This window comes from Amycolatopsis cihanbeyliensis, from assembly GCF_006715045.1.
GTDB classification, from domain to species: domain Bacteria; phylum Actinomycetota; class Actinomycetes; order Mycobacteriales; family Pseudonocardiaceae; genus Amycolatopsis; species Amycolatopsis cihanbeyliensis.
Genome location: NZ_VFML01000001.1, coordinates 3687160 through 3708099 on the forward strand (window position 1 = coordinate 3687160; position 20940 = coordinate 3708099).

Genomic DNA, 20940 nt, shown 5'->3' on the forward strand with positions numbered 1-20940 from the left:
CAAGAGTAGATGGTGCTGTCAGGGGGCCGGAAAATCGGTCGCCTACCGTGCCACGGCCCACCTACGCTCGGGACATGTCGCAACGAGACGCGCTCGCTCCTGATTGACTCCGCTCCGGTCGCGGCGCCCCGCTGACCCCGGTGCGATACCTGCTGTGGCTGCTGCGCCTGCGCCCCTGGCTGGCCCTCGGCGCGGCCCTGTTCGGTGCACTGTGGCTGGTGCCGGGCGCGCTGCTGCCACTGGTGGTCGGGCAGGCCATCGACACCGGCATCGCGGCCGGCGACGGCGGTGCGCTGCTCTGGCTGACCGCACTGGTCGTCGGGATCGGCCTGACCCAGGCGGCCTGCGGTGGCGCCCTGGAATTCCTCAGCCGAGGCATGTGGATGCATGGGGCCGGGACCACCCAGCGGATGGTGTCGGAGCACACCGCCCGGCTCGGGGCCTCGCTGCACCCGCAGGTGAACACCGGGGACGTGATGGGCGTCTCCTCCTCGGACGTGGACATCATCGGCGACGTCTACGAGGTGCTCGGCCGGCTGGTGGGCTCGGTGCTCGCGTTCCTCGTGGTCGGCGTCACACTGATGCTCAGGTCCCCGCTGCTGGGCACGGTCGCACTGGTCGGCGTGCCGCTCGCCGCGCTGGGTATGGCTCCGCTGCTGGCCCCGCTGCACCGGCGGCAGGAGACGCAACGCGAACGGCTCGCCGAGGTCAACGGGATCGGTTCGGATATCGTGTCCGGGCTGCGCATCCTGCGCGGGATCGGCGGCGAACGCCGGTTCCTGGACCGGTTCCGCACCGCGAGCCAGCGGGTACGCGGGGCCGGGGTGGAGGTGGCCCGTAGCGACTCCTGGCTCGCCGGTGCCGAGGTGCTGCTGCCCGGGCTGGTGACGGTGACCATCACCTGGCTGGGCGCCCGGCTCGCGGTGCAGGGCACGCTCAGCGTCGGCGAGCTGGTGGCCTTCTATGGTGCCTCGGCCTTCCTGGTGATCCCGGTCAGCCTGACCACCCAGGCCGCGCACACGATCACCGGCGGCGTCGTCTCGGCGCGGAAGGCCTGCGGCATCCTGCGCCTGCGGCCACTGCTACCCGAACCGGACTCGCCGGTGCCGCTGCCCGCGGGGCCGCTGGAACTGCACGATTCGGCCGCCGGGTTCACCGCGGTGGCAGGCAAGCTGACCGTGATCGACGCGCGGTCCGGGGCCGAGGCACTGGCACGGCGGCTGGCCAGGTTCGCCGAACCGGCGCCGCCCGGGCGGGTCCTGGTCTCCGGGGTGCCCGCCGACCGGGTGGTGGTGGCCGAGCTGCGGCGGCGGGTGGTGTACGCGCACAACCAGGACATCTGGTTCTCCGGCATCCTGCGCGAGCAGGTGTCCCCGGATCGGGGATCAACCGTGGACATCGAGACCGCGCTGACGGCCGCGGACGCCGAGGACATCGTGCGGGGCCTGCCGGCCGGGCTGGACGAGCGGATCGGCGAGCGTGGCAGGGAGATCTCCGGCGGGCAGCGCCAGCGGCTGAACCTGGCGAGGGCGCTGGCCGTGGACGCGGACGTGCTGGTGCTGGACGAGCCCACCTCGGCGGTGGACGCGCACACCGAGGCACGGATCACCGAACGGGTGGCCGCGCTGCGCCGCGGTCGCACGACCGTGGTGTTCAGCCAAAGTCCACTGTGGATGAATGTTGCCGACGAGGCGGTCCGGCTCGTACCGGAGGAGGAGCCATGCAGCTGAAGCTGCCGCTGGCGGGCAAGGCCGAGGCCCGTGCATGGGCCGGAACCACCGTGCGGGAGAACAAGGCCGGCTTCGCCGCGGTGATCGGGCTGTTCGCGCTGGCGACCGTCGCCGGGCTGGCCGGGCCACAGATCCTCGGCCTGCTGGTGGACGCGGTGTCCGGCGGGGGCGGCACGGCGCGGGTCGACCTGCTGGCCGCGGCCTTCGTGCTGTTGCTGCTGGTGCAGGCCGGGCTGAAGCGGCAGGCGAGGGTGCACGCCGGGGTACTCGGCGAGCGGGTGCTGGCGCGGACAAGGGAGTCGTTCGTGGCGCAGTCGTTGCGGCTGCCGCTGGGCACGGTGGAGGCCGCGGGCACCGGCGACCTGCTCAGCAGGGCGACCTCGGACATCGACCGGGTCGACCACGCCACCCGCAACGCCGCCCCGGAGATCCTGGTCGCCGCGGTCACCGTGCTGCTCACCGTCGGGGCCATGATCATCACCTCCCCGCTGCTGGCGCTCGGGCTGCTGGTCGCGGTGGCGGTGCTGGTGGTGCCCACCCGGTGGTACTGGAAACGCTCACCCGAGGTGATCGAGCGGATGCTGGCGAGCTGGGCGGACATCCGTTCCGAGCTGCACGAGACCGCGGAGGGTGCGCGCACGGCGGAGGCACTGGGGCTGGTGCACCGCCGGATCCGGCAGGGTGAACGATCGGTGGCGAGGGCGCTGCACCGGGAACGGCGGTTGCGGGCGCTCACCGTGCGGTGGCTTCCCTGGTTGGAGCTTTCGCACGCACTGCCGGTCGCGGCCATGCTGCTGCTGGGCGGCTGGGCCTACGCCGACGGGCTGGCCGGGCTGGGCACCATCACCACGATGGTGCTCTACGCGCAGGCCCTCTCCGCACCGCTGGACGAGGTGCTGTGGTGGGTGGACGACCTGTTGATCTCCGGCACGGCGCTGCGCCGGGCGCTCGGGGTGTACACCCCCGCCGAACCGGAGCGGGTGCCGCGCCGGCCGTGCGGGCAGGACATCGAGCTACGCGGGGTGCGCTTCGGCTACTCCGCGGCCAGCGAGGTGCTGCACGGGATCGACCTGCGGGTGCCGCGCGGTGAGCGGCTGGCCATCGTCGGACCCTCCGGCGCGGGCAAGTCCACCCTGGCCAGGCTGCTGGCCGGGATCGCGGCACCGAGCGCGGGCTCGGTGACGATCGGCGGGGTCGAGGTGTCCGGGATGCCGGAGGATCTGCTGCGCGGCGAGGTCTTGCTGCTCACCCAGGAGCAGCACGTGTTCGCCGGGACGCTGCGGGACAACCTGGCACTGCCGGCGAGCGCGACCGGCTGGACCGATGCCGAACTGCTCGAGGCGCTGGCCGCGGTCGGCGCGCGGGACTGGGCGGAGGGTCTCGCCGAGGGGCTGGACACCACGCTGGGCGCGGGGGCGCCGGCCGTACCGGCGGCGGTGGCCCAGCAGCTCGCGCTGGCCAGGGTGGTACTGGCCGATCCGCACACCCTGGTGCTGGACGAGGCGACGTCGTTGCTGGACACCGGGTCGGCGCGGGACTTGGAGCGCTCGCTGAACCGGGTGCTGGCCGGGCGCACGGTGATCGCCATCGCGCACCGGTTGCACACCGCGGCCACCGCGGACCGGGTGGCGGTGCTGGAACAGGGCCGGATCTCCGAACTGGGCAGTCACACCGAACTGCTCGCGGCGGAGGGCCCGTATGCCCGGCTGGTCCTGACGGCGGCCGCGGGCTGACCACGCCATGCCCGCCCCGCACACCTCCCCACCCCGGGAAAGCCCTGAACGTGGCGTTTGAGGCGTCAGATGTCCCAAAAGTGCCGTTCGTGACGCTGAGCGTCCGGAAAGCCACGTTCAGGGCACTCCCCGGCGGACGCGCTGTCAGGCGGTGACGGCGGCGTCCAGTACGGAGTAGAGCAGGCCGAGCCCGTCGTCGGAGGGACCGGTGAGCGCGTCGATGGCGTGCTCGGGGTGCGGCATCAGGCCGACCACCCGGCCGTTCGCGCTGGTGATCCCGGCGATGTCGGCGCGCGACCCGTTCGGGTTGCCATCGACGTAGCGGAACACCACCCGGCCCTCACCCTCCAGCCGGTCCAGCGTCGGCTCGTCGGCGACGTAGCAACCGTCGATGTTCTTCAGCGGGATCAGGATCTCCGCGCCGGCGTCGAACCGGGTGGTCCAGGCGGTGCCGTTGTTCTCCACCCGCAGCCACTGGTCCCGGCAGATGAAGTGCAGCCCCTCGTTGCGCACCAGCGCGCCGGGTAGCAGGCCGGCCTCGCAGAGCACCTGGAAGCCGTTGCAGATGCCCAGCACGGGCATGCCCCCACGCACGGCGTCCAGCACCGAGCCCATCACCGGGGCGAACCGGGCGATGGCACCGGCGCGCAGGTAGTCGCCGTAGGAGAAGCCGCCGGGCACGATCACCGCGTCCACGCCCTTCAACTCGGCGTCGGCGTGCCACAGCTCGACCGGCTCGGCCCCGGCGTAGCGGACCGCACGCACGGCGTCCACGTCGTCCAGGGTGCCGGGGAAGGTGATGACGCCGATCCTCACGAGTCCACCCTGCGCACGGTCCAGTCCTCGATCACAGGGTTGGCCAGGAGACCCTCGGCGATCTTGGCCAGCTTCTCGTCGTCGACCGAGTCGTCGACCTCCAACTCGAAGTGCTTGCCCTGGCGAACCTCGGTGACCCCGGTGAAGCCGAGGCGGGGCAGGGCGCCGGCCACCGCTTGACCTTGCGGGTCCAGGATCTCCGGCTTGGGCATGACGTCGACGACGACTCGGGCCACGGCAGGCTGCTCCTCGTCCGTATTTTCGCAGGCGGTACGCCAGGAGCCTAGCTGTGCTGCTCGCCGGAAGGGTGCTCGGGGCCGAGGAGCCCCCGACGCCCCTCGGCCCCGCTGTAATGAAAGACGTAAGACCCGGGTGAAACGTTGCGTGCCGATACGCACCTCACTGAGTCGGACGGATCGCTTACCACTTACGGTCGTCCCGATTGCGGCAAATGGGGGATGTCGGGTCGTGAGACCCTTTTCCCGCGCGCCCCGCGTACGGCAGGATCCACTATTGTCACCCCGTCAACAATCGGAGGTACCGTGGCCACGCAGGAGAGCTGGGACTACGTCATCGTGGGCGCGGGCAGCGCGGGCTGCGTGCTGGCGAACCGGCTGACCGAGGATCCCTCGTCCCGGGTGCTGCTGCTGGAGGCCGGCGGCGAGGACACCGCCGACGAGGTGCGGATTCCGGCGGCCTTCGCCTCGCTGTTCAAGACCCGGTGGGACTGGAACTACGAGACGGTCGAGCAGAAGCATCTCGGCAAGAGCGCCTACTGGCCACGGGGCAAGCTGCTCGGCGGATCCTCCTCGATCAACGCGATGATCTACATCCGGGGTAACCGCGCCGACTACGACGAGTGGCGCGATTCCCACGGCGCCGAGGGCTGGGGCTGGGACGATGTGCTGCCGTACTTCGTCCGCGCCGAGGGCAACACCCGGCTCGGTGGGCCGCTGCACGGGTCCGCAGGCCCGCTGCGCGTGGAGGACCGGGTGTTCACCCACGAACTCTCCCGTGCCTGGGTGGACTCGGCGGTCTCCTGGGGGCTGAAGCGCACCGAGGACTTCAACGGCGAGTCGCAGGAGGGTGCCGGGCTGTACCAGGTCACCTGCCGCAAGGGGCAGCGCTGGTCCGCGGCGGACGCCTACCTGCGCCCCGCCATGGGGCGGCCGAACCTGACCGTGCGCACCCGCGCGCAGGCGACCAGGGTGGTGCTCGATGGCGGCCGGGCCACCGGAGTGTCCTACCTGGAGGGTGGAGTCGAGCGGACCGCGTACGCCGAATCCGAGGTGCTGCTCTGTGGCGGGGCGATCAACTCGCCGCAGTTGCTGCTGCTTTCCGGCGTCGGGCCGGCCGAGCACCTGCGCGAGCACGACATCGAGGTGGCCGTGCAGCTTCCGGGAGTCGGCCAGAACCTGCACGACCACCCCGCCGCGCCGATCATCTGGTCCACAAGGGACACCAGCGATGTGGTGGACTCCGCCACCCCGGCCGGCATGCTGCGCTGGCAGCTCACCAAGCGTGGCCCGCTGGCATCCAACATCGGCGAGGCGGGCGCGTTCCTGTCCACTGTGGGTGCTCAGGGCGCGCCGGACATGCAGTTCCACGTGGCACCGACGCTGTTCTACGACAACGGCCTGCGCGAGCCCACCGTGCCGGGGTTCACCTCGGCGGCCACGCTGGTGCGGGTACACAGCCGGGGCCGGCTCCGACTCCGCTCGGCGCACCCGCTGTGGCGTCCCGAGCTCGACCCCGCCTACTACGCCGACCCCACCGACCTGGACGCCGTGCTCAGCGGGTTGCGCACGTTGATCGAGATCGGCCGCGGCGGCCCGCTGGCCCGCCACCTGGACAAGCCCTTCCTGCCGAACCGGCTGGACCTGGACGAGGACGCACTCGCCGAGCACGTGCGGGCGAACACCCAGACCCTGTACCACCCGGTGGGCACCTGCGCGATGGGCACGGGGGAGCAGGCCGTGGTCGACCCCGCGCTGCGGGTACGCGGGGTGGACCGGCTGCGCGTGGTGGACGCCTCGGTGATGCCGGTGGTCCCGCGGGGCAACACCAACGCGCCCACCATCATGGTGGCCGAGAAGGCCGCCGACCTGATCCGGGCACAAACACCCTGAACGTGGCGTTCGAGACGCTGAGCGTCGCGAACGGCACTTTTGGGACGTTCAACGTCCTGAAAGCCACGTTCAGGCCATCTCTGCGGGGAGGGGTTCAGCGCTTGCCGTGCAGCACGGCGGTCAGCTTGGCCACCAGCGCGTCGGTCTTCTCGGTGCGGGCGAAGGTGGTGAGGGCCAGCAGTGCGGAGAACCGCTGCCGCGCGATCGCCTTCGGCCGGGCGAACTCGCGCAGCCCCTCCGGCCCGTGGATTCGGCCGAACCCGGAGTCGCCGACCCCGCCGAAGGGCAGCGAGGCGATCCCGGCGAAGGACAGCGGGGCGTTGATCGCCGTCTGCCCGGTGCGCAGCCGCCTGGCCAACTCCATCCCGCGCCGCTTGGCGAACACCGTGGAAGCCAGGCCGTAGCGGGAGTTGTTCGCCTTCTCCACCGCCTCGTCCATATCGGCGACCATGGCGATGGTGACGGTCGGGCCGAAGGTCTCCTCGCGCACCGCCTCGGAGTCCTCCGGCACGTCCACCAGCACGGTGGGCTGCACGCACCGGTCGCCCACCGCCTCCGGCCCTCCGGTAAGCGCGCGCCCGCCCCGGGCAAGGGCGTCGGCGATGTGCCCGCGGATCACGTCGAGCTGCGAACGCATGGTCATCGGGCCGTACTGCGCGCCCTCGTCGGAACCACCCCGGACCTGCCCGGAAAGCTCGACCACCTTGGCCACGAACTCGTCGTGCACCCGCTCGTGCACGTAGACCCGCTCCACCCCGACGCAGGTCTGCCCGGCGTTGGAGAACGCGCCCCAGACCGTGGCCTCGGCCGCCGCGTCCAGGTCGGCGTCGGCGTCCACCAGCAGGGGGTCCTTACCGCCGGCCTCGATGACCACCGGGGTGAGCGTCTCCGCGGCCGAAGCCATGATCTTCTTCCCGGTGGCCGTGGACCCGGTAAAGGCGATCTTGTCCACGCCCGCACCGGTGAGCGCGGCCCCGGTCGGCCCGAACCCGGTGACCAGTTGCAGCACCGGGTGCTCGGGGACCACCTCCTGGAAGGCGTCCACCAGCCACTTGCCCACACCGGGGCTGTACTCGCTCGGCTTGAACACCACCGCGTTGCCCGCGGCCAGCGCGTAGCTGATCGAGCCCATCGGGGTGTAGACCGGGTAGTTCCACGGACCGATCACGCCGACCACGCCCAGCGGTTGGTACTCCACCGTCGCGGCCTGGTTGGACAGCAGCAGGCCGGGCGAGCGGCGCTGCCTGCCCAGGACCTTGCCCGCGTGCTTGCCGGCCCAGGCGATGTGCTCGATGGCCAGCACCGCCTCCAACTGGGCGTCCCCACGCGGCTTGCCGGTCTCGGTGTGCACCACCTCGCACAGCTGCGCCAGCCTGCGCGCCAGCACACCCTTCCACCGGCGCAGCCGCTCGGCCCGGCCGGCGTAGCCGAGCGAGTCCCACCAGGCCGCCGCCTCCCTCGCCCTGGCGACGGCCTGCTCGACGTCGGCGGCGGTGTGCACCGGGTGGGTGCCGACCACCTCGTCGGTCGCCGGGTTGAGCGAGTCGAACGTCTCGGCCGCGGCGAGTTCGGAACGCGGAGCTTGCACGGTGGTCATGGCGCCTCCATTGCCGACATCGGCTCCATTGGCTCGGCTGCCTGGTAGCCTACGACCTTGCTGGCACTGTGCCAATAGATTCCCGGCACGATGCCCTGGTACCCGCCAGCATCGCACAGGTCAGGGCCGCGCTCACGGCGCCGAGCGGCGGCGGGCCGCGGCGTCCACTCCCGACGCGGTGAACTTGGCGACGCACTGGTGCGGCCGTAGGCTGGGCCACCCGCCAGCCTAGGAGACACTATGCGTATCGTCCATTTCGGACATTCGTGCGTGCTGCTCGAGACGCCCTCCGCGCGGATCCTGATCGACCCGGGAGCTTTCTCCTCCGGCTTCGAGGACGAGCGCGAGCTGGACGCGGTGCTCATCACGCACCAGCACTTCGACCACATCGACGCCGAGAAGCTACCCGGCCTGCTGTCCGCGAACCCCGGGGCGCGGCTGGTCACCGATCCGGGTTCCGCGGAGACGGTGGCCAAGCTCGGCCTCACCGCGCGCACCGTGCAGCCGGGCGACGCGCTGGACTTCGGCGGCACCGCGGTGCACGTCCTCGGCGGGCAGCACGCCACGATCCACGCCGATATCCCGGTGGTGCCGAACGTGGGCTACCTGGTCGGTCACGGCGCCTTCTACCACCCCGGTGACTCGTTCTTCGTGCCCGAGCAGCAGATCGACGTACTCGGCCTGCCCACCGCCGCGCCCTGGCTGAAGGCGGGCGAGGCCGTGGACTACCTGCGCGCGGTGCGCCCGCGAGTCGCCGTGCCGATCCACGAGGCGGTGCTGACCAACCCGGCCATGCACCACGGCCTGTTCACCAACCTGGCCCCGGACGGCACCGAGGTCAGGGTGCTACCGAAGCGGGAGACCGCGCGGCTGTGACCAGGGCGCCGGCATAGGTGGTTCCGGCGGCACCCGCATCTGTCGCGGCGTCCACGGCGTCCAGGAAAGCCCTTCGCCTGCCGGGACGTTCCAGGTCGCCCGCGTCCACCCCGAGCCGGACCAGCCCGCCCCGGCGGGCCGTGCGCGCCGCGCTGAGCACCAGCGCGAAGCACCGCACCGTCTCGGTGGGCTGCTTCTGACCGTGCTTTCGCCGCACCCGCCCGCGGGGCCGCACAGCGCTGCTCATCGTCGCCCCCGGCTCGTCGTCGGTGCCGGTCGCGCTGCCGAAGCCCTGCACCCGCGCCCTGTGCACCCTGTCCGTACCCAGGTCGCGTACGGCCGAGAGGTCGGCACACAGCGAGAAGCCCCGCTCCCGCAGCGCGTCCAGCGTGCCGCGGGAGACCAGCCAACGGGGCGGCGCGAAGCCGTCGGCCCGCAACCCCGCCCGCTCCAGCGCGGCGGTGGCCGCGATCAGCCGCAGCCGCGCCTCGTGCGCGGGCAGCGCGGCGAACTCGGCCCTGCGGCCGAAACGCACCGTATGGTGACTGGGGGTGATCCGGTGGTCGTAGCCGTGCAGCAGCACCTGGTCCCCCCGCGCGACACGGGTACGCATCCACTCGGTGGCCTCCGCCGCACCGTCCCCCGCGCACGGGGTGAACAGCATGGACAGCGGAACGCCACGGTCGTCCAGCTCGGCCGCGAGCTCGGCGCAGCGGTGGAGTGCCTTCGGCGTGATACCGGAGAGCGAGACCAGCAGGCGAGCATCCATACCACCCATGGCACCCGCCGCGGGTGACCATCCGTTTGCCCCGAGGTGACCGGGCGGAACCGGGTACGGGAAATGGTTACCCGAAGGTGGGCGGTCCGGCCGCGGTCTCCTCCAGCAAGGCGAGCCGGCCCCCGGCGTGGACCACGCCGGAACCGCGCGGCTGGTTCGTGAATCACTCAGATGCAGATCCCCGTCAGCCACCCAGAGCAACACGGCCGGAACTTTGCGTCACTGACGGTTGTTGCCGGCAGGGGATATGACCCTCCCGATGAATTGTCGATAATACCGGCGCATCCGTACTGTCGGACCGGTCGGCGACATATTTTTCATATTCGAGATCCGGATCCGGATATCCTCACCTGAAGTCAGGAAGTAATTTATGCGAAGACTCAAGACAGTGGCGTGTTGCGCGGTACTCGTCGGACTCGTCATCGCCGCCCCCTCCTCCTTCGCGAGCAACCCCGGCGCGCCGGAGCGAGGCGGGGCCTCGATCGCGCAGATCGACGGCCCGTACCTGTTCGTGCACCAGGTCACCGGCACCTACCTCATGACGGACAACTACAACGACAACGTGAACGAGACCATCCAGACCTGGAACCTCGACCCACCGCAGAGCACCCCCGGCCTGCGTGGACACAAGTGGCACCTCAGCGCGACCTCGCCGGGAACGTACCGCATAGAAAGCTTCGACAACCGCCGTTGCCTGACCGCCTCCACGGTCACCGCGAAAGACCATCCCCGCCTGCAGAACTGTGACGGCGATCCACACCAGAACTGGATAATTCAACGAGTATTCACCGATCGCGCCATCTACACGATCAGCCCGCAGAGCTATCCGGGATACGCGTTGGGCATTCGGGACAACCATCCGGTCAATGACTGGTACGTCGTTCCGACCCCGACCTGGGGCGGCGACCCGAGCTACTCACAGCATTGGCAGATCATTCTGAAGTCGGCGAGCTGACACCGACCGGACCGCGGCCGTGGTCGAGCGGTGTGAACCGTGCGCTCGCCACGGCCGTGGGTTCAGGAGCCGCTGCGCGCGGGCTCCTGCTCGGTCGGGCCGTCCTCGCCGGCCAACGCGTTGATCCGCTTCTCCTCGCGGGCGGAGCGGATCGCGGTGAACAGCCCGGCCGCCCACAGCCCGACGATGGCCACGTAGACGAGCACGATCGTCGCGGTGGACGCCCCGGCCGCGCCGAGCAGGGTACGCGCGTTGGTGAACACGATCAGCCCACCGGCGGCCGCGCCCAGCACCCGCGGCGGCATCCGGCGGACGACCCAGGCCGCCAGCGGCGCCGCGATCACCCCACCGATCATCAACCCGGCCACCACGGTGTAGTTGAGCTGGTGTTGCTGGGACAGCGCGAAGAAGAAACCGAGGCTGGCGGCGAGCGCCACGATGAACTCGGCGGTGTCCACCGAACCGACCACCTTGCGCGGTTCCAGCCTGCCGGAGGACAGCAGCGTGGTGGTGGCCACCGGCCCCCAGCCGCCGCCACCGCTGGCGTCGATGAACCCGGCGATCAGGCCGAGCGGGCCGAGAAACCGACCGCTGGGCCGCTTGCTGGTGATCAGCTTGCCCAGCTTGAGGAAGGCGAAGCGGATGAGCACGTAGAGGCCGAGCACCATGAGCACGGTGGTGATCCACACCGCGGCGGAGTCCGCGGCCAGCGAGGTGAGCACGTACGCACCGAGCACCGCACCCACCCCGCCGGGCAGCGCGAGGATGCACACGGTCCGCCAGTCGATATTGCGGAACCGCCAGTGCGAGAGGCCGGAGGCCAGCGAGGTCCCGACCTCGGCGAGGTGCACAGCGGCCGAGGACACCGCCGGGGCGGTGCCGACGGCGACCAGCGTGGTGGTGGCGGTCACCCCGAACGCCATCCCGAGTGAGCCGTCGACGAGTTGAGCGAGGAACCCTGCCAGTCCGAACAGAAGGAGCGTTTGCATCGAGACCTCGATCGGGCGGGCCGCGCCGGTGGCCGGTCGCGGCGGGGACGGGTCGAGTCAGGCCGGATGACAACCGCTGGGAAAGCGCAAGACTACATCAGCGGTTCGGGCCGGAGGCCCTTCAGGAAAGGCGGCACAGCGCGGAGTTGACGCGCAGCAGGTCGACGTGCCTGCGCTGAACCAGCGCCACCCCGCCGAAACCTGCCTGCCCGCACACGCACTCGATCGTGGCAGAGGCCCGGGAAATGGGCCAGCGGTTCCCAGATACTGAGCCGGCGAGTGACGCGGCTCACGCGGTGGTGTGCGCCCACTCCTGGACAACCGCCTCATCGCCGACGGTGACTCGCCCGGTACGCAGCACGGCCATCTTGATGCCGAAGGTGACCCCACCCTCGGGCGCGCGCCGGTACCGGGCCAGGGTGCGGATCGGCTCCGGCCCGAGCCGTGTCCCGGTGTCCTGGTCGACCGTCGGCACCGCGCAGCGCACGCACATCTTGGTATAGCCGAACTCCAGCTCCCCCACGGTCAGCCGGCGTACCCTGTCCTCGGTGTGCGGCTCGGTCCAGCCACCCAGCACGATGTTCGGCCGGAACCGGTTCATCGGAACCGGCTCACCGCCCTGCTCGGCGATCCGCTCGTTCAGTCCATCCAAAGAGGACGGAGTGGTGACCAGGATCGCGCTGCTGTCGGCGAACCCGGCCGTTCCGGGAACGATGCCGTCGGTCGCCCGCTGGTGGTCCGGTGGTACCCGCAGCAGCCTGCTCGGGCCGCCCAGCACGGTGCTCAGCCAGTCCGCGGCCACGGCGCCCTGATCGATGCCCTTGCCCTCCCAGGCGAATACCGCCGCCACGCTGCGTGGTCCTTCGAACACGACGTCCAGACGCAGGTCCTCGACCCCGGGTGCGGACAGGGTCAGCCGGTCCTGTTCCAGTACGGGCCGGACGGTCGCCAGCGCGGGAAAGCGGCGCTGGGTGCGGCACATGCCGTGCTCGTCGACCACCATGAACGCCCGGTCCCGCGCGAGCCCGGTCGCGGTCACCTCCGCGGTGCGCACCGAGGTCCCGGCACAGCCCTTGACCGGGTAGTACGCAAGCTGGTCGACGCGAAGCACGCCGTCCACCCTAGCGGGTCTGGATGGTCTCGATCACCCGGTTGCGCGGCGCCGGCCGCTGAGTTCGGCAAACTCGCCTACGCGAACGGCAAACTCGGTTACGCGAGGGGCCAACTCGGTTACGCGAGGGGCCAACACGGTTACGTGGGGGGCAAACACGGTTGCGGCCGGGCTATGGCGTGGTCGCTCGCCGGGGTTCGAGCTCGCAGGCCCAGGTCCATCGGGTCAGCCAGCCCACGCCGGTCAACCCGCCGGCGACCAGCACGGTGATCGCGAGGAAGGCGCTCGAGTAGCCCCCGGGACCACCGGCGGCGATCGCGCCCATGACGGGCGGCAGGACGAACCCGCCGACCGCGCCGAGGCCGCTCACCCAGCCGGCGGCGCCGCCGATGGCGTGCGGGACGTAGCACGGCAGCAGCTTGAACACGACGGCGTTCTGCAGGCCCATCCCGATGGCGATGCCGATGGTCGCGAGGAAGGCGATCCAGAACCGGCCGGTAAGGGCGACAGCCAGGCTGGCTCCCCCGATGAGCAGGAAGTTGCCGAGCAACGCGTACCGAATCGAGATCCGGTCGGACAGCAGCCCGCCCGGTACCCGGACGAGCGCCGCGACCAGGGCGAACGCGAAGGTCAGCAGGCCCCCTTGACCGAGCGAGGTGTGGTAAGCACCGTTCCAGTATGTCGGCAACCATGCGGTCAGCGCGAGGAAGCCGCCGAAGGAGATGAGGTAGCAGCCGACCAGGACCCAGGTTGCCGGCTCTCTCGCCGCCGCGCGAAGGCCGCCGGTGAGGGAGCCGGGCGGCACCAGTTCCTGACCGAAAGCCGCCAGTTGCTCGCTGTCGGCGGGCAGCGCGGCCTTGCGTAGCTGGAACCACGGCGCGTCGCGCATCGCGACCGCGTAGCCGATGGTGATCAGCAGCAGCACGACCGTCCATAACCCGTAGGCCGCGAGCATGGACAGCGAGGCGACGATCATGGGCAGGAAAAGGGCCGACAGGCTGGGGCCGGTGTTCCCGATCCCGGCATAGATGCCGAGCGGCCCGCCCTGGCCGTTCCTCGGGAACCAGTAGGAGATCTGCGCGGTACCGACCGGGAAGCTCGCGATACCGCAGCCGATCAGTACCCCCAGCCCGAGCAGCAGCGGGTAGGTGCCGGCCATCTCGCCGGGATAACGGCTCCACAGCAGCAGAATCAGCCCGATCATGCCGGCCAGGGTGAGGCCGAGCAGGACGAGAAACGGTGCACGGCCGCCGATCCGATCGACCATGGCGCCGAACGGGATCCGCAGCAGCGAGCCGGTGAGGCTGGGTGTTCCGGCCAGCAGTCCGGCCTCGATCGGGCTCAGCCGCAGCAGGTTCACGAACTCGGGAACCAGCGGGCCGAAGACGGCGACCCCGGCGAAGCCACCGAAGAAGCCGAGTGTCGCCAGCCACAGTGCGCGCTGCCTGCTCCCCCTGACGGCCGGGCGGGGAATCACCGTCGCCAGCCCCGGTGTGGCCGGCGAGTGCCGATCCGGTCGCCGGCGCGACCGCGGTAGACGATGTAGGGACGGACCAGGTACCGGACCGGTGCGCTGAAGGCGTGCACGAGTCGGCTGAACGGCCACAGCGCGAACAGCGCCATGCCGAACAGGGTATGGAGCTGGTAGTCGAGTGGTGCCTGCGCCATCGGGCCCGGCCGTGGCTGCAGCAGGAAGATGCCACGGAACCAGGGGGCAACGGTCTCCCGGTAGTCGTAGCCGCCGCGCAGGCCGTTGTCCACGACGGTGGCGAGCAGCCCGGTGAGGACGGCCAGCCCGAGCAACAGGTACACGGCGATGTCATTCCCGCTGGTCGCCTTGCGCACGGCCACGACACGTAGTCGCCGCCACAGCAGCACCACCAGCCCCGTCGCGGTGGCGGCGCCGGCAAGGGTGCCGAGAGTCAGCGAAACGAGGCGGTAGTTCGTCGCGGTGATGCCGAGGAACTCGGTGACTCCCTTGGGCACCACGAGGCCGAGGATGTGGCCGCCGATCACGAGGAACAGCCCGGCGTGGAACAGCGGGCTTGCGATACGCAGCAGCCGCGACTCGTGTAGCTGGCTGGAGCGGGTCGTCCAGCCGAACCGGTCGTGCCGGTAGCGCCAGATCGTCCCGCCGACAAAAGTCAGTAGCGTCAGGTAGGGCAGCACCACCCACAGCAGCAGGGGCACGGGCCCGCTCATCGGCTCGACTCCCTCGCCGCGGTCGCGCCGTAGGGCTCGAGCCCGACCAGTTCGGCCGGTGGGGAGGAGGGCAGCGGCTCGGTCGGCCGGTTGGGCAGGGCGATCAGCACCGCGCTGATCGCGGCCTCGTACGGGGTCCCGCACGCGGCGAGGTTGCTCCGCAGCATCGACAACGCGGGCCGGAAGCCGGCCAGCGCTCGTGCACACTCGGTACCCGAAGCCGTCGCCGCGAGCTCCAGTAGCGCGGGTAGGTAGTCGGGCAGCTCGCCACCACGCGGACGGTAACCGTAGCGCCGGTACAGTCCGGCCAGCTCGGCGAGCGCGGAACCGCGCAACCGGGTGTCCCCGTGGGTGTACCAGGTCAGGTGCAGCCCTCGCCGCGGTCGCGTGTCGAACACGCCGACGTAGTGTTCTTCGGCGTCCCCGCGCCGCGTCGCGTGCAGGTGGTCGAGAACCAGCGCCAGCTCTCCCGCCGACGGGGTGTCGCCGAGCTCGTCGGCGCAGCGGCGAAGCAGCGGGAGGTACTCGTACAACGTGTCATCGGGGTAGTGCAGGCACCACGCCGCCAGCAGCCAGGACACCGGGCGGGATCGTCGCCGCCTCCCGGAGGCCCGCTTGCCGAAAGGTCTCATGTGGACTCTCCGGAGCTCGTGCGGAACAGGCCGTCCGGGCGGGTACCGGTCGGCCAGCTGGCCAGCTCGGTGCCGCCGCGACTCGCCGGGGCCCCACCCATGCCTGGGCCGCCCTCGGTGTCCAGGCTGCAGGTTGTGGCCAGCCCTTCCAGGTCGTGTGCCTCGCCGATGCCCGCGGTGGGGATGACGTAGCGTTCGTCGTACCTGGCCAACGCCAGCAGCCGGTACATGCTCGCCACATCCCGCTCGGTGAGTCCTGCCGCCTCCAGTGGCTCGGTGTTCGCGGGTTCGTCGAGGTTGACCGAACGCATGTAGCAGCGCATGGCGGCCAGCTTGCGTAGTGCCGCGCGCACCGGCTCCGGATCGCCGGCGGTGAACAGCGCCGCCAGGTACTCCACCGGTATCCGCAGCGCGTCGATGGCGCCGAACAGGTTGCCGTGGTTCTCGCCGTCGAAGCCGGTCTCCGCCACCGCGTTCACCACGGGCGACAGCGGCGGGATATACCAGACCATCGGCAGGGTCCGGTATTCCGGGTGGAGTGGCAACGCGACCCGGTACCGCTGGATGAGCTCCGCCACCGGGGACCGGCGGGCGGCCTCCAGCCAGTCATGCGAGATGCCCGCGCGGCTCGCCGCGGCGGACACCTCGGGGTCGTCCGGGTCGAGGAAGAGATCGCGCTGGGCCGGGTAGAGGTCGCGCTCGTCGGCCACGCCAGCGGCCGCCCCGACCCGGTCGGCGTCGTAGAGCAGTACCCCGATGTAGCGCAGCCTGCCGACGCAGGTTTCCGCGCAGATGGTCGGCTCGCCCGCCTCCAACCGGGGGTAGCAGAACGTGCATTTCTCGGCCTTGCCGGTGCGATGGTTGAAGTACACCTTCTTGTACGGGCAGCCCGAGACGCACATGCGCCAGCCACGGCACGCGTCCTGGTCGACCAGCACGATCCCGTCCTCGATCCGCTTGTACATCGCGCCGGAAGGGCAGGAGGCGACGCAGGACGGGTTCAGGCAGTGCTCGCAGATGCGCGGCAGGTAGAACATGAACGACTGCTCGAACTCGAACCGGATGCGCGTTCCCAGCTCCTCGCGCAACCCGGCGATCACCGGATCGGCTTCGCCCCGATCACCGATACCGAGGCTGTCGTCCCAGTTCGGTCCCCACCGCACGGCGGCGGGCTGCCCGCTGATGGCCGAGGTCGGGCGGGCCACGGGGCTGTCCTCGCCGAGCGGTGCCTCGGTGAGGTTCCGGTAGTCGTAGGTCCACGGCTGGTAGTAGTCGTCGAGCGTCGGCAGGTCCGGATTGCAGAAGATGCGCCACAGCCGGCGCAACCGGCCGCCGCCGCGCAGTTCGAGCCGGCCACGCCGGTTCAGCTTCCACCCGCCGCGCCAGGTGTCCTGGTCCTGGTACCCGCGCGGGTAGCCTTGCCCGGGGCGGGTTTCCACGTTGTTGAACCAGGCGTACTCCACACCGTCGCGGTTGGTCCAGGTCTGCTTGCAGGTGACCGAGCAGGTGTGGCACCCGATGCACTTGTCCAGGTTCATCACCATGGCCACTTGGGCCATCACCCTCATCAGTACTCCACCTCCTGGGACCTGCGACGGAGAACGGTGATCTCGTCGCGCTGGTTTCCGGTCGGTCCGAGATAGTTGAAGCCGAAGCAGAGCTGCCCGTAGCCGCCGATCAGGTGGGTGGGTTTGACCTGCAGGCGGGTGAGCGAGTTGTGGATGCCGCCGCGCCGGCCGGTGGTCTCGCTCTTCGGCACGTTCACGGTGCGTTCCTGGGCGTGATACATCAGCACCGTGCCCGCGGGGATCCGGTGCGAGACGATCGCGCGGGCGACGACCACGCCGTTGCGGTTCACCGCCTCGACCCAGTCGTTGTCCACGACACCGATGGCGGCCGCGTCCCCAGGACTGATCCAGAACGTCGGGCCGCCCCGGGACAGCGTCAGCATGAGCGGGTTGTCCTGGTACTCGGTGTGGATGGACCACTTGGAGTGCGGAGTCAGGTAACGGACGACGATCTCCGCGTCACCGGTGGGCCCGAGTTGTGGCTCGCCGGCGATCCGGTGCAGGTTCAGGGGTGGTCGGTAGATCGGTAGCTGTTCGCCGAGTTCGGTGATCCAGTCGTGGTCGAGGAAGAAGTGCTGGCGCCCGGTCAGCGTGTGCCACGGTTTGAGCCGCTCCACGTTCAGCGTGAACGGCGCGTACCTGCGCCCGCCCGAGACGTCACCGGACCATTCCGGGCTGGTCACCACGGATGCGGGTCGGGACCGCGTGTCGGCGAAGGTGATCCGGTGGTCGGATCCGCGCTCGGCGACCTCACTCAGCGGCAGGCCCACCTGCCGCTCCAGTGCGCGAAAGCCGGCCGCCGCGATCCGGCCGTTGGTGGTACCGGAAAGGGCGAGGATCGCGTCGGCACAGCAACGGTCGGTGTCCAGTAGCGGGCGGCCCGCTGCCGGTCCGCCGGAGGCCACACCGTTGTGTTCGGCCAGCCAGCCGATCTCCTCCCCGACCTCCACCGTGTAGCCCTTCACCGTCGTCCCGAGCTTGTCCAGCAGTGGACCGAGCGCGGCCAGCTTGGCGGCCACGGCCGGGTAGTCACGCTGCACAACGGCCAGTTGCGGCCCGGTTCGGCCGGGAACCGGAGCGCGGCCCTCGGTTCGCCAGTCCGGCAGCCTGCCCCGCGGCTGCGCCAGCTCACCGGGCGTGTCGTGGGCCATCGCCGTGGCCACCACCTCCCGCCGCGTGCCGAGATGTCGCTCGGCGAGCTGGCTGAACCGGCGGGCGATCGCGTGGAAGGCGTCGAAGTCGGTTCGGCATTGCCACGGCGGGTCCACCGCGGCGTTGAACGAGTGCACGAACGGATGCATATCCGTACTGGAAAGGTCGTACTTCTCGTACCAGGTGGCTGCCGGGAGGATGACATCGGCGAACAGCGTGGTGCTGGTCATGCGAAAATCCATGGCCACAAGCAGATCGAGCTTGCCGTCGCCGGTATCCGCCCGCCAGCGCACCTCGGCGGGGCGCCGTCCCGCTCCCAGTTCGTCCGACCGCGGCTCGGCATCGGTTCCCAGCAGGTGCCTGCGGAAGTACTCGTTCCCCTTGGCCGAGGAACCGAGCAGGTTGGACCGCCACACGGTGAGTACCCGCGGCCAGTTCCCCGGCGCGTCCGGATCCTCGCAGGCGAAACCGAGCTCGCCCGACCGGAGCAGGGACACCACGTGTTCCACCGGATCGAGCCTCGCCGCTTCGGCCTCCTCGGCGAGGTCCAGTGGGTTACGGTCGAAGGTCGGATAGGACGGCATCCAGCCCGCGCGTGCGGACCTCGCGATGCAGTCCGCGGACGTGGCGCCGGCCAGGTCGCCTCGGGAACCCGGCCAGGTCAGCGCGTCCGCGGTGAACGGATCGTAACGCCATTGCCCGGTATGCAGGTAGAACCACGACGTCGCGATCATCTGTCGCATCGGCCGCACCCAGTCCGCCGCACTGGCCACTGTGGACCAACCGGTGAGCGGGCGGACCTTCTCCTGGCCGACGTAGTGCGCCCAGCCACCCCCGTTGCGCCCCTGACACCCGGTCAGCAGCAACAGGGTAAGGAAGGTCCGGTAGATCTGGTCGGAGTGGAACCAGTGGTTGGTCCCCGCGCCCATCACGATCATGCACCGACCGCGTGACCGGATCGCCGTGTCGGCGAACTCCCGCGCGATACGTGTCACCCGATCCGCGGGCACCGAGGTGATCTCCGCTTGCCAACCGGGGGTCCCCGGTGTGCCGGGATCGGCATAACCGCCTGGCCACTCACCCGGTAGGTCAGGCCTCGGCACCCCGTACTGGGCCAGCAGCAGGTCGAAAACCGTAGTGACCAGGGGGCCGTCCGGGGTCAACCGGGTCGCTGGCACCCCACGACGGACCTGGCCACCGCCATCCGTGCTGTCGAATCGTGGCAGTCGTACCTCGACCGAGCGCACCCGGCCGACCGCGGACCCCGCGCCGTACAACGTAAGCAGCGGGACGGTGTCGGCGAGGTCGAGGTTCCATCGGCCGGATTCGGATTCGTTCCAGCGAAATCCGAGCGTGCCGTTCGGGGTCACCGGCCGCCCGGCCTGGTCCAGCACAACGGCTTTCCATTCCTCCCGCGGACCGACGTTGCCCAGGTCCGCGGAGGTGCAGAACTTCCCGGGAGACACCAGCCCTTCCCGTTCCTCGAGCGTGACCAGGAACGGCAGATCGGTGTAGCTTCGCACGTAGTCCACAAAGAACGGAGTCTGCCGGTCGACGAAGAATTCTTTGAGCACCACGTGCCCCATGGCCATCGCCAGCGCCCCGTCGGTCCCCGGGTGCGGCGCCAACCATTCGTCGGCGAACATCGTGGAGTCGGCATAGTCCGGGGACACGCCGACCACCTTCTGCCCCCGGTACCGCGCCTCCGTCATCCAGTGCGCGTCCGGCGTGCGGGTGACCGGAATGTTCGAACCCCACATCATCAGGTAGGCGGCATCCCACCAGTCCGCCGACTCGGGTACGTCCGTCTGGTCCCCGAGTACCTGTGGCGATGCCACCGGCAAGTCCGCGTACCAGTCGTAGAACGAGAGCATCGGCGCGCCGATCAGCGAGAGGAACCGCGATCCGACCGCGTGGGACACCATCGACATGGCCGGAATGGGCGAGAAGCCCGCGATCCGGTCGGGACCGTACCTCTTGATGGTGTGGACATGCCCGGCGGCGATTATCTCCACCGCTTCGTCCCAGCTTATTCGGACCAGCCCGCCCTTACCTCGCGCTCGCTGGTACGAGCGTCGGCTGCGCCGGTCTTCGACAACTGATTCCCATGCGGTCACCGGGTCGCCGGTCCGCTTTCGCGCGGCCCGGTACATGTCTACCAGCAACCCTCTTGCGTACGGGTAAGCCACCCGGGTCGGCGAGTAGGAGTACCAGGAGAACGAGGCGCCACGCGGGCATCCACGTGGCTCGTACTCCGGCCTGCCAGGACCCACGGACGGGTAGTCGGTATCCTGCGTCTCCCAGGTGATGATCCCGTCCTTGACGTACACTTTCCAGCGGCACGAACCGGTACAGTTAACACCGTGCGTGGAAGGTACTATTCTGTCGTGCGCCCACCGGTCGCGATAGAAATCGTCGTTCGCGGCACCGTCGTACCGCGATACACTGTGACCATCAGCGGATATCTCATGTCGAGTGAGTAGACGGCCCATCGACAGCAAAGCCTCGCTCGCCGGGCCACGAGTGCACGGGTCGGCCCTGTCCGCACGCTTCGCGCACATATGAGTTCCAGCCAATCAATTTTGCAGCGTCGACGCGAGATTGATACTGAATCTTCCTTCAGTCCGACACGATGGCGCCAGGACAGGAACCTCGTAGGGCGACGGAAATGT

At 70.1% G+C, this 20940-nt stretch carries 17 protein-coding genes; 5 read left to right on the plus strand and 12 right to left on the minus strand.

The window, feature by feature from the left end; translation table 11 throughout:
- Positions 1-131 precede the first annotated feature (131 nt).
- On the plus strand, positions 132-1730 hold the full coding sequence (locus FB471_RS16510) for an ABC transporter ATP-binding protein (RefSeq protein WP_141999341.1): 1599 nt from the start codon (positions 132-134) through the stop codon (positions 1728-1730).
- A complete protein-coding gene (locus FB471_RS16515) occupies positions 1721-3463 on the plus strand; it encodes an ABC transporter ATP-binding protein (protein WP_141999342.1) in 1743 nt (580 codons plus the stop codon). Before FB471_RS16510 ends, FB471_RS16515 begins: the two co-directional genes overlap by 10 nt.
- A gap of 144 nt (positions 3464-3607) precedes the next feature.
- On the opposite strand, the gene purQ is transcribed toward FB471_RS16515, so the two are convergent.
- Entirely contained in the window at positions 3608-4279 is a 672-nt protein-coding gene (purQ, locus tag FB471_RS16520) for a phosphoribosylformylglycinamidine synthase subunit PurQ (RefSeq protein WP_141999343.1), read from the minus strand.
- The gene (gene purS, locus FB471_RS16525) at positions 4276-4515 is read right to left on the minus strand and encodes a phosphoribosylformylglycinamidine synthase subunit PurS (RefSeq protein ID WP_141999344.1); all 240 of its coding nucleotides are present in this window, start codon (positions 4513-4515) and stop codon (positions 4276-4278) included. Before purS ends, purQ begins: the two co-directional genes overlap by 4 nt.
- Before the next feature lie 306 nt (positions 4516-4821).
- Here purS and FB471_RS16530 point away from each other — a divergent pair, with 306 nt between their 5' ends.
- Positions 4822-6408, plus strand: coding sequence for a GMC family oxidoreductase (locus FB471_RS16530; RefSeq protein WP_141999345.1), 1587 nt, complete (start codon positions 4822-4824; stop codon positions 6406-6408).
- Positions 6409-6502: 94 nt separating this feature from the next.
- Here FB471_RS16530 and FB471_RS16535 read toward each other — a convergent pair whose 3' ends face one another.
- Positions 6503-8005, minus strand: coding sequence for an aldehyde dehydrogenase family protein (locus FB471_RS16535; protein ID WP_141999346.1), 1503 nt, complete (start codon positions 8003-8005; stop codon positions 6503-6505).
- A 240-nt stretch (positions 8006-8245) separates the two neighbouring features.
- Between FB471_RS16535 and FB471_RS16540 the strand changes: the two genes are divergently transcribed.
- Positions 8246-8881: an MBL fold metallo-hydrolase gene (locus FB471_RS16540; protein ID WP_141999347.1), complete on the plus strand. Its 636-nt coding sequence runs from the start codon at positions 8246-8248 to the stop codon at positions 8879-8881.
- Here FB471_RS16540 and FB471_RS16545 read toward each other — a convergent pair.
- Complete coding sequence (locus FB471_RS16545; RefSeq protein ID WP_425457071.1) at positions 8844-9650, minus strand: DUF2334 domain-containing protein; 807 nt, start codon at positions 9648-9650, stop codon at positions 8844-8846. The two genes, FB471_RS16540 and FB471_RS16545, sit on opposite strands and share 38 nt — an antisense overlap.
- Before the next feature lie 379 nt (positions 9651-10029).
- On the opposite strand from FB471_RS16545, the gene FB471_RS16550 reads away from it, so the two are divergent.
- Positions 10030-10614, plus strand: a complete 585-nt coding sequence (locus FB471_RS16550) for an RICIN domain-containing protein (RefSeq protein WP_141999348.1) — start codon at positions 10030-10032, stop codon at positions 10612-10614.
- A gap of 62 nt (positions 10615-10676) precedes the next feature.
- On the opposite strand, the gene FB471_RS16555 is transcribed toward FB471_RS16550, so the two are convergent.
- The 8 genes from FB471_RS16555 to FB471_RS16585 all read right to left on the minus strand — a co-directional run bounded on the left by FB471_RS16555 (position 10677) and on the right by FB471_RS16585 (position 20829).
- Entirely contained in the window at positions 10677-11603 is a 927-nt protein-coding gene (locus tag FB471_RS16555; RefSeq protein WP_141999349.1) for a sulfite exporter TauE/SafE family protein, read from the minus strand.
- Between the two features lie 121 nt (positions 11604-11724).
- On the minus strand, positions 11725-11820 hold the full coding sequence (locus FB471_RS35695) for a putative leader peptide (protein ID WP_342779435.1): 96 nt from the start codon (positions 11818-11820) through the stop codon (positions 11725-11727).
- A gap of 72 nt (positions 11821-11892) precedes the next feature.
- Positions 11893-12714, minus strand: coding sequence for an MOSC domain-containing protein (locus FB471_RS16560; protein WP_141999350.1), 822 nt, complete (start codon positions 12712-12714; stop codon positions 11893-11895).
- A gap of 172 nt (positions 12715-12886) precedes the next feature.
- A complete protein-coding gene (locus FB471_RS16565) occupies positions 12887-14191 on the minus strand; it encodes an MFS transporter (RefSeq protein ID WP_170220830.1) in 1305 nt (434 codons plus the stop codon).
- On the minus strand, positions 14188-14916 hold the full coding sequence (gene narI / locus FB471_RS16570) for a respiratory nitrate reductase subunit gamma (RefSeq protein WP_141999352.1): 729 nt from the start codon (positions 14914-14916) through the stop codon (positions 14188-14190). Before narI ends, FB471_RS16565 begins: the two co-directional genes overlap by 4 nt.
- Positions 14913-15548, minus strand: coding sequence for a nitrate reductase molybdenum cofactor assembly chaperone (gene narJ, locus FB471_RS16575; protein ID WP_141999353.1), 636 nt, complete (start codon positions 15546-15548; stop codon positions 14913-14915). Before narJ ends, narI begins: the two co-directional genes overlap by 4 nt.
- Complete coding sequence (gene narH / locus FB471_RS16580) at positions 15545-17116, minus strand: nitrate reductase subunit beta (protein ID WP_141999354.1); 1572 nt, start codon at positions 17114-17116, stop codon at positions 15545-15547. The genes narJ and narH overlap by 4 nt, the downstream gene beginning before the upstream one ends.
- A complete protein-coding gene (locus FB471_RS16585) occupies positions 17116-20829 on the minus strand; it encodes a nitrate reductase subunit alpha (protein WP_211358050.1) in 3714 nt (1237 codons plus the stop codon). The genes narH and FB471_RS16585 overlap by 1 nt, the downstream gene beginning before the upstream one ends.
- Positions 20830-20940 lie beyond the last annotated feature (111 nt).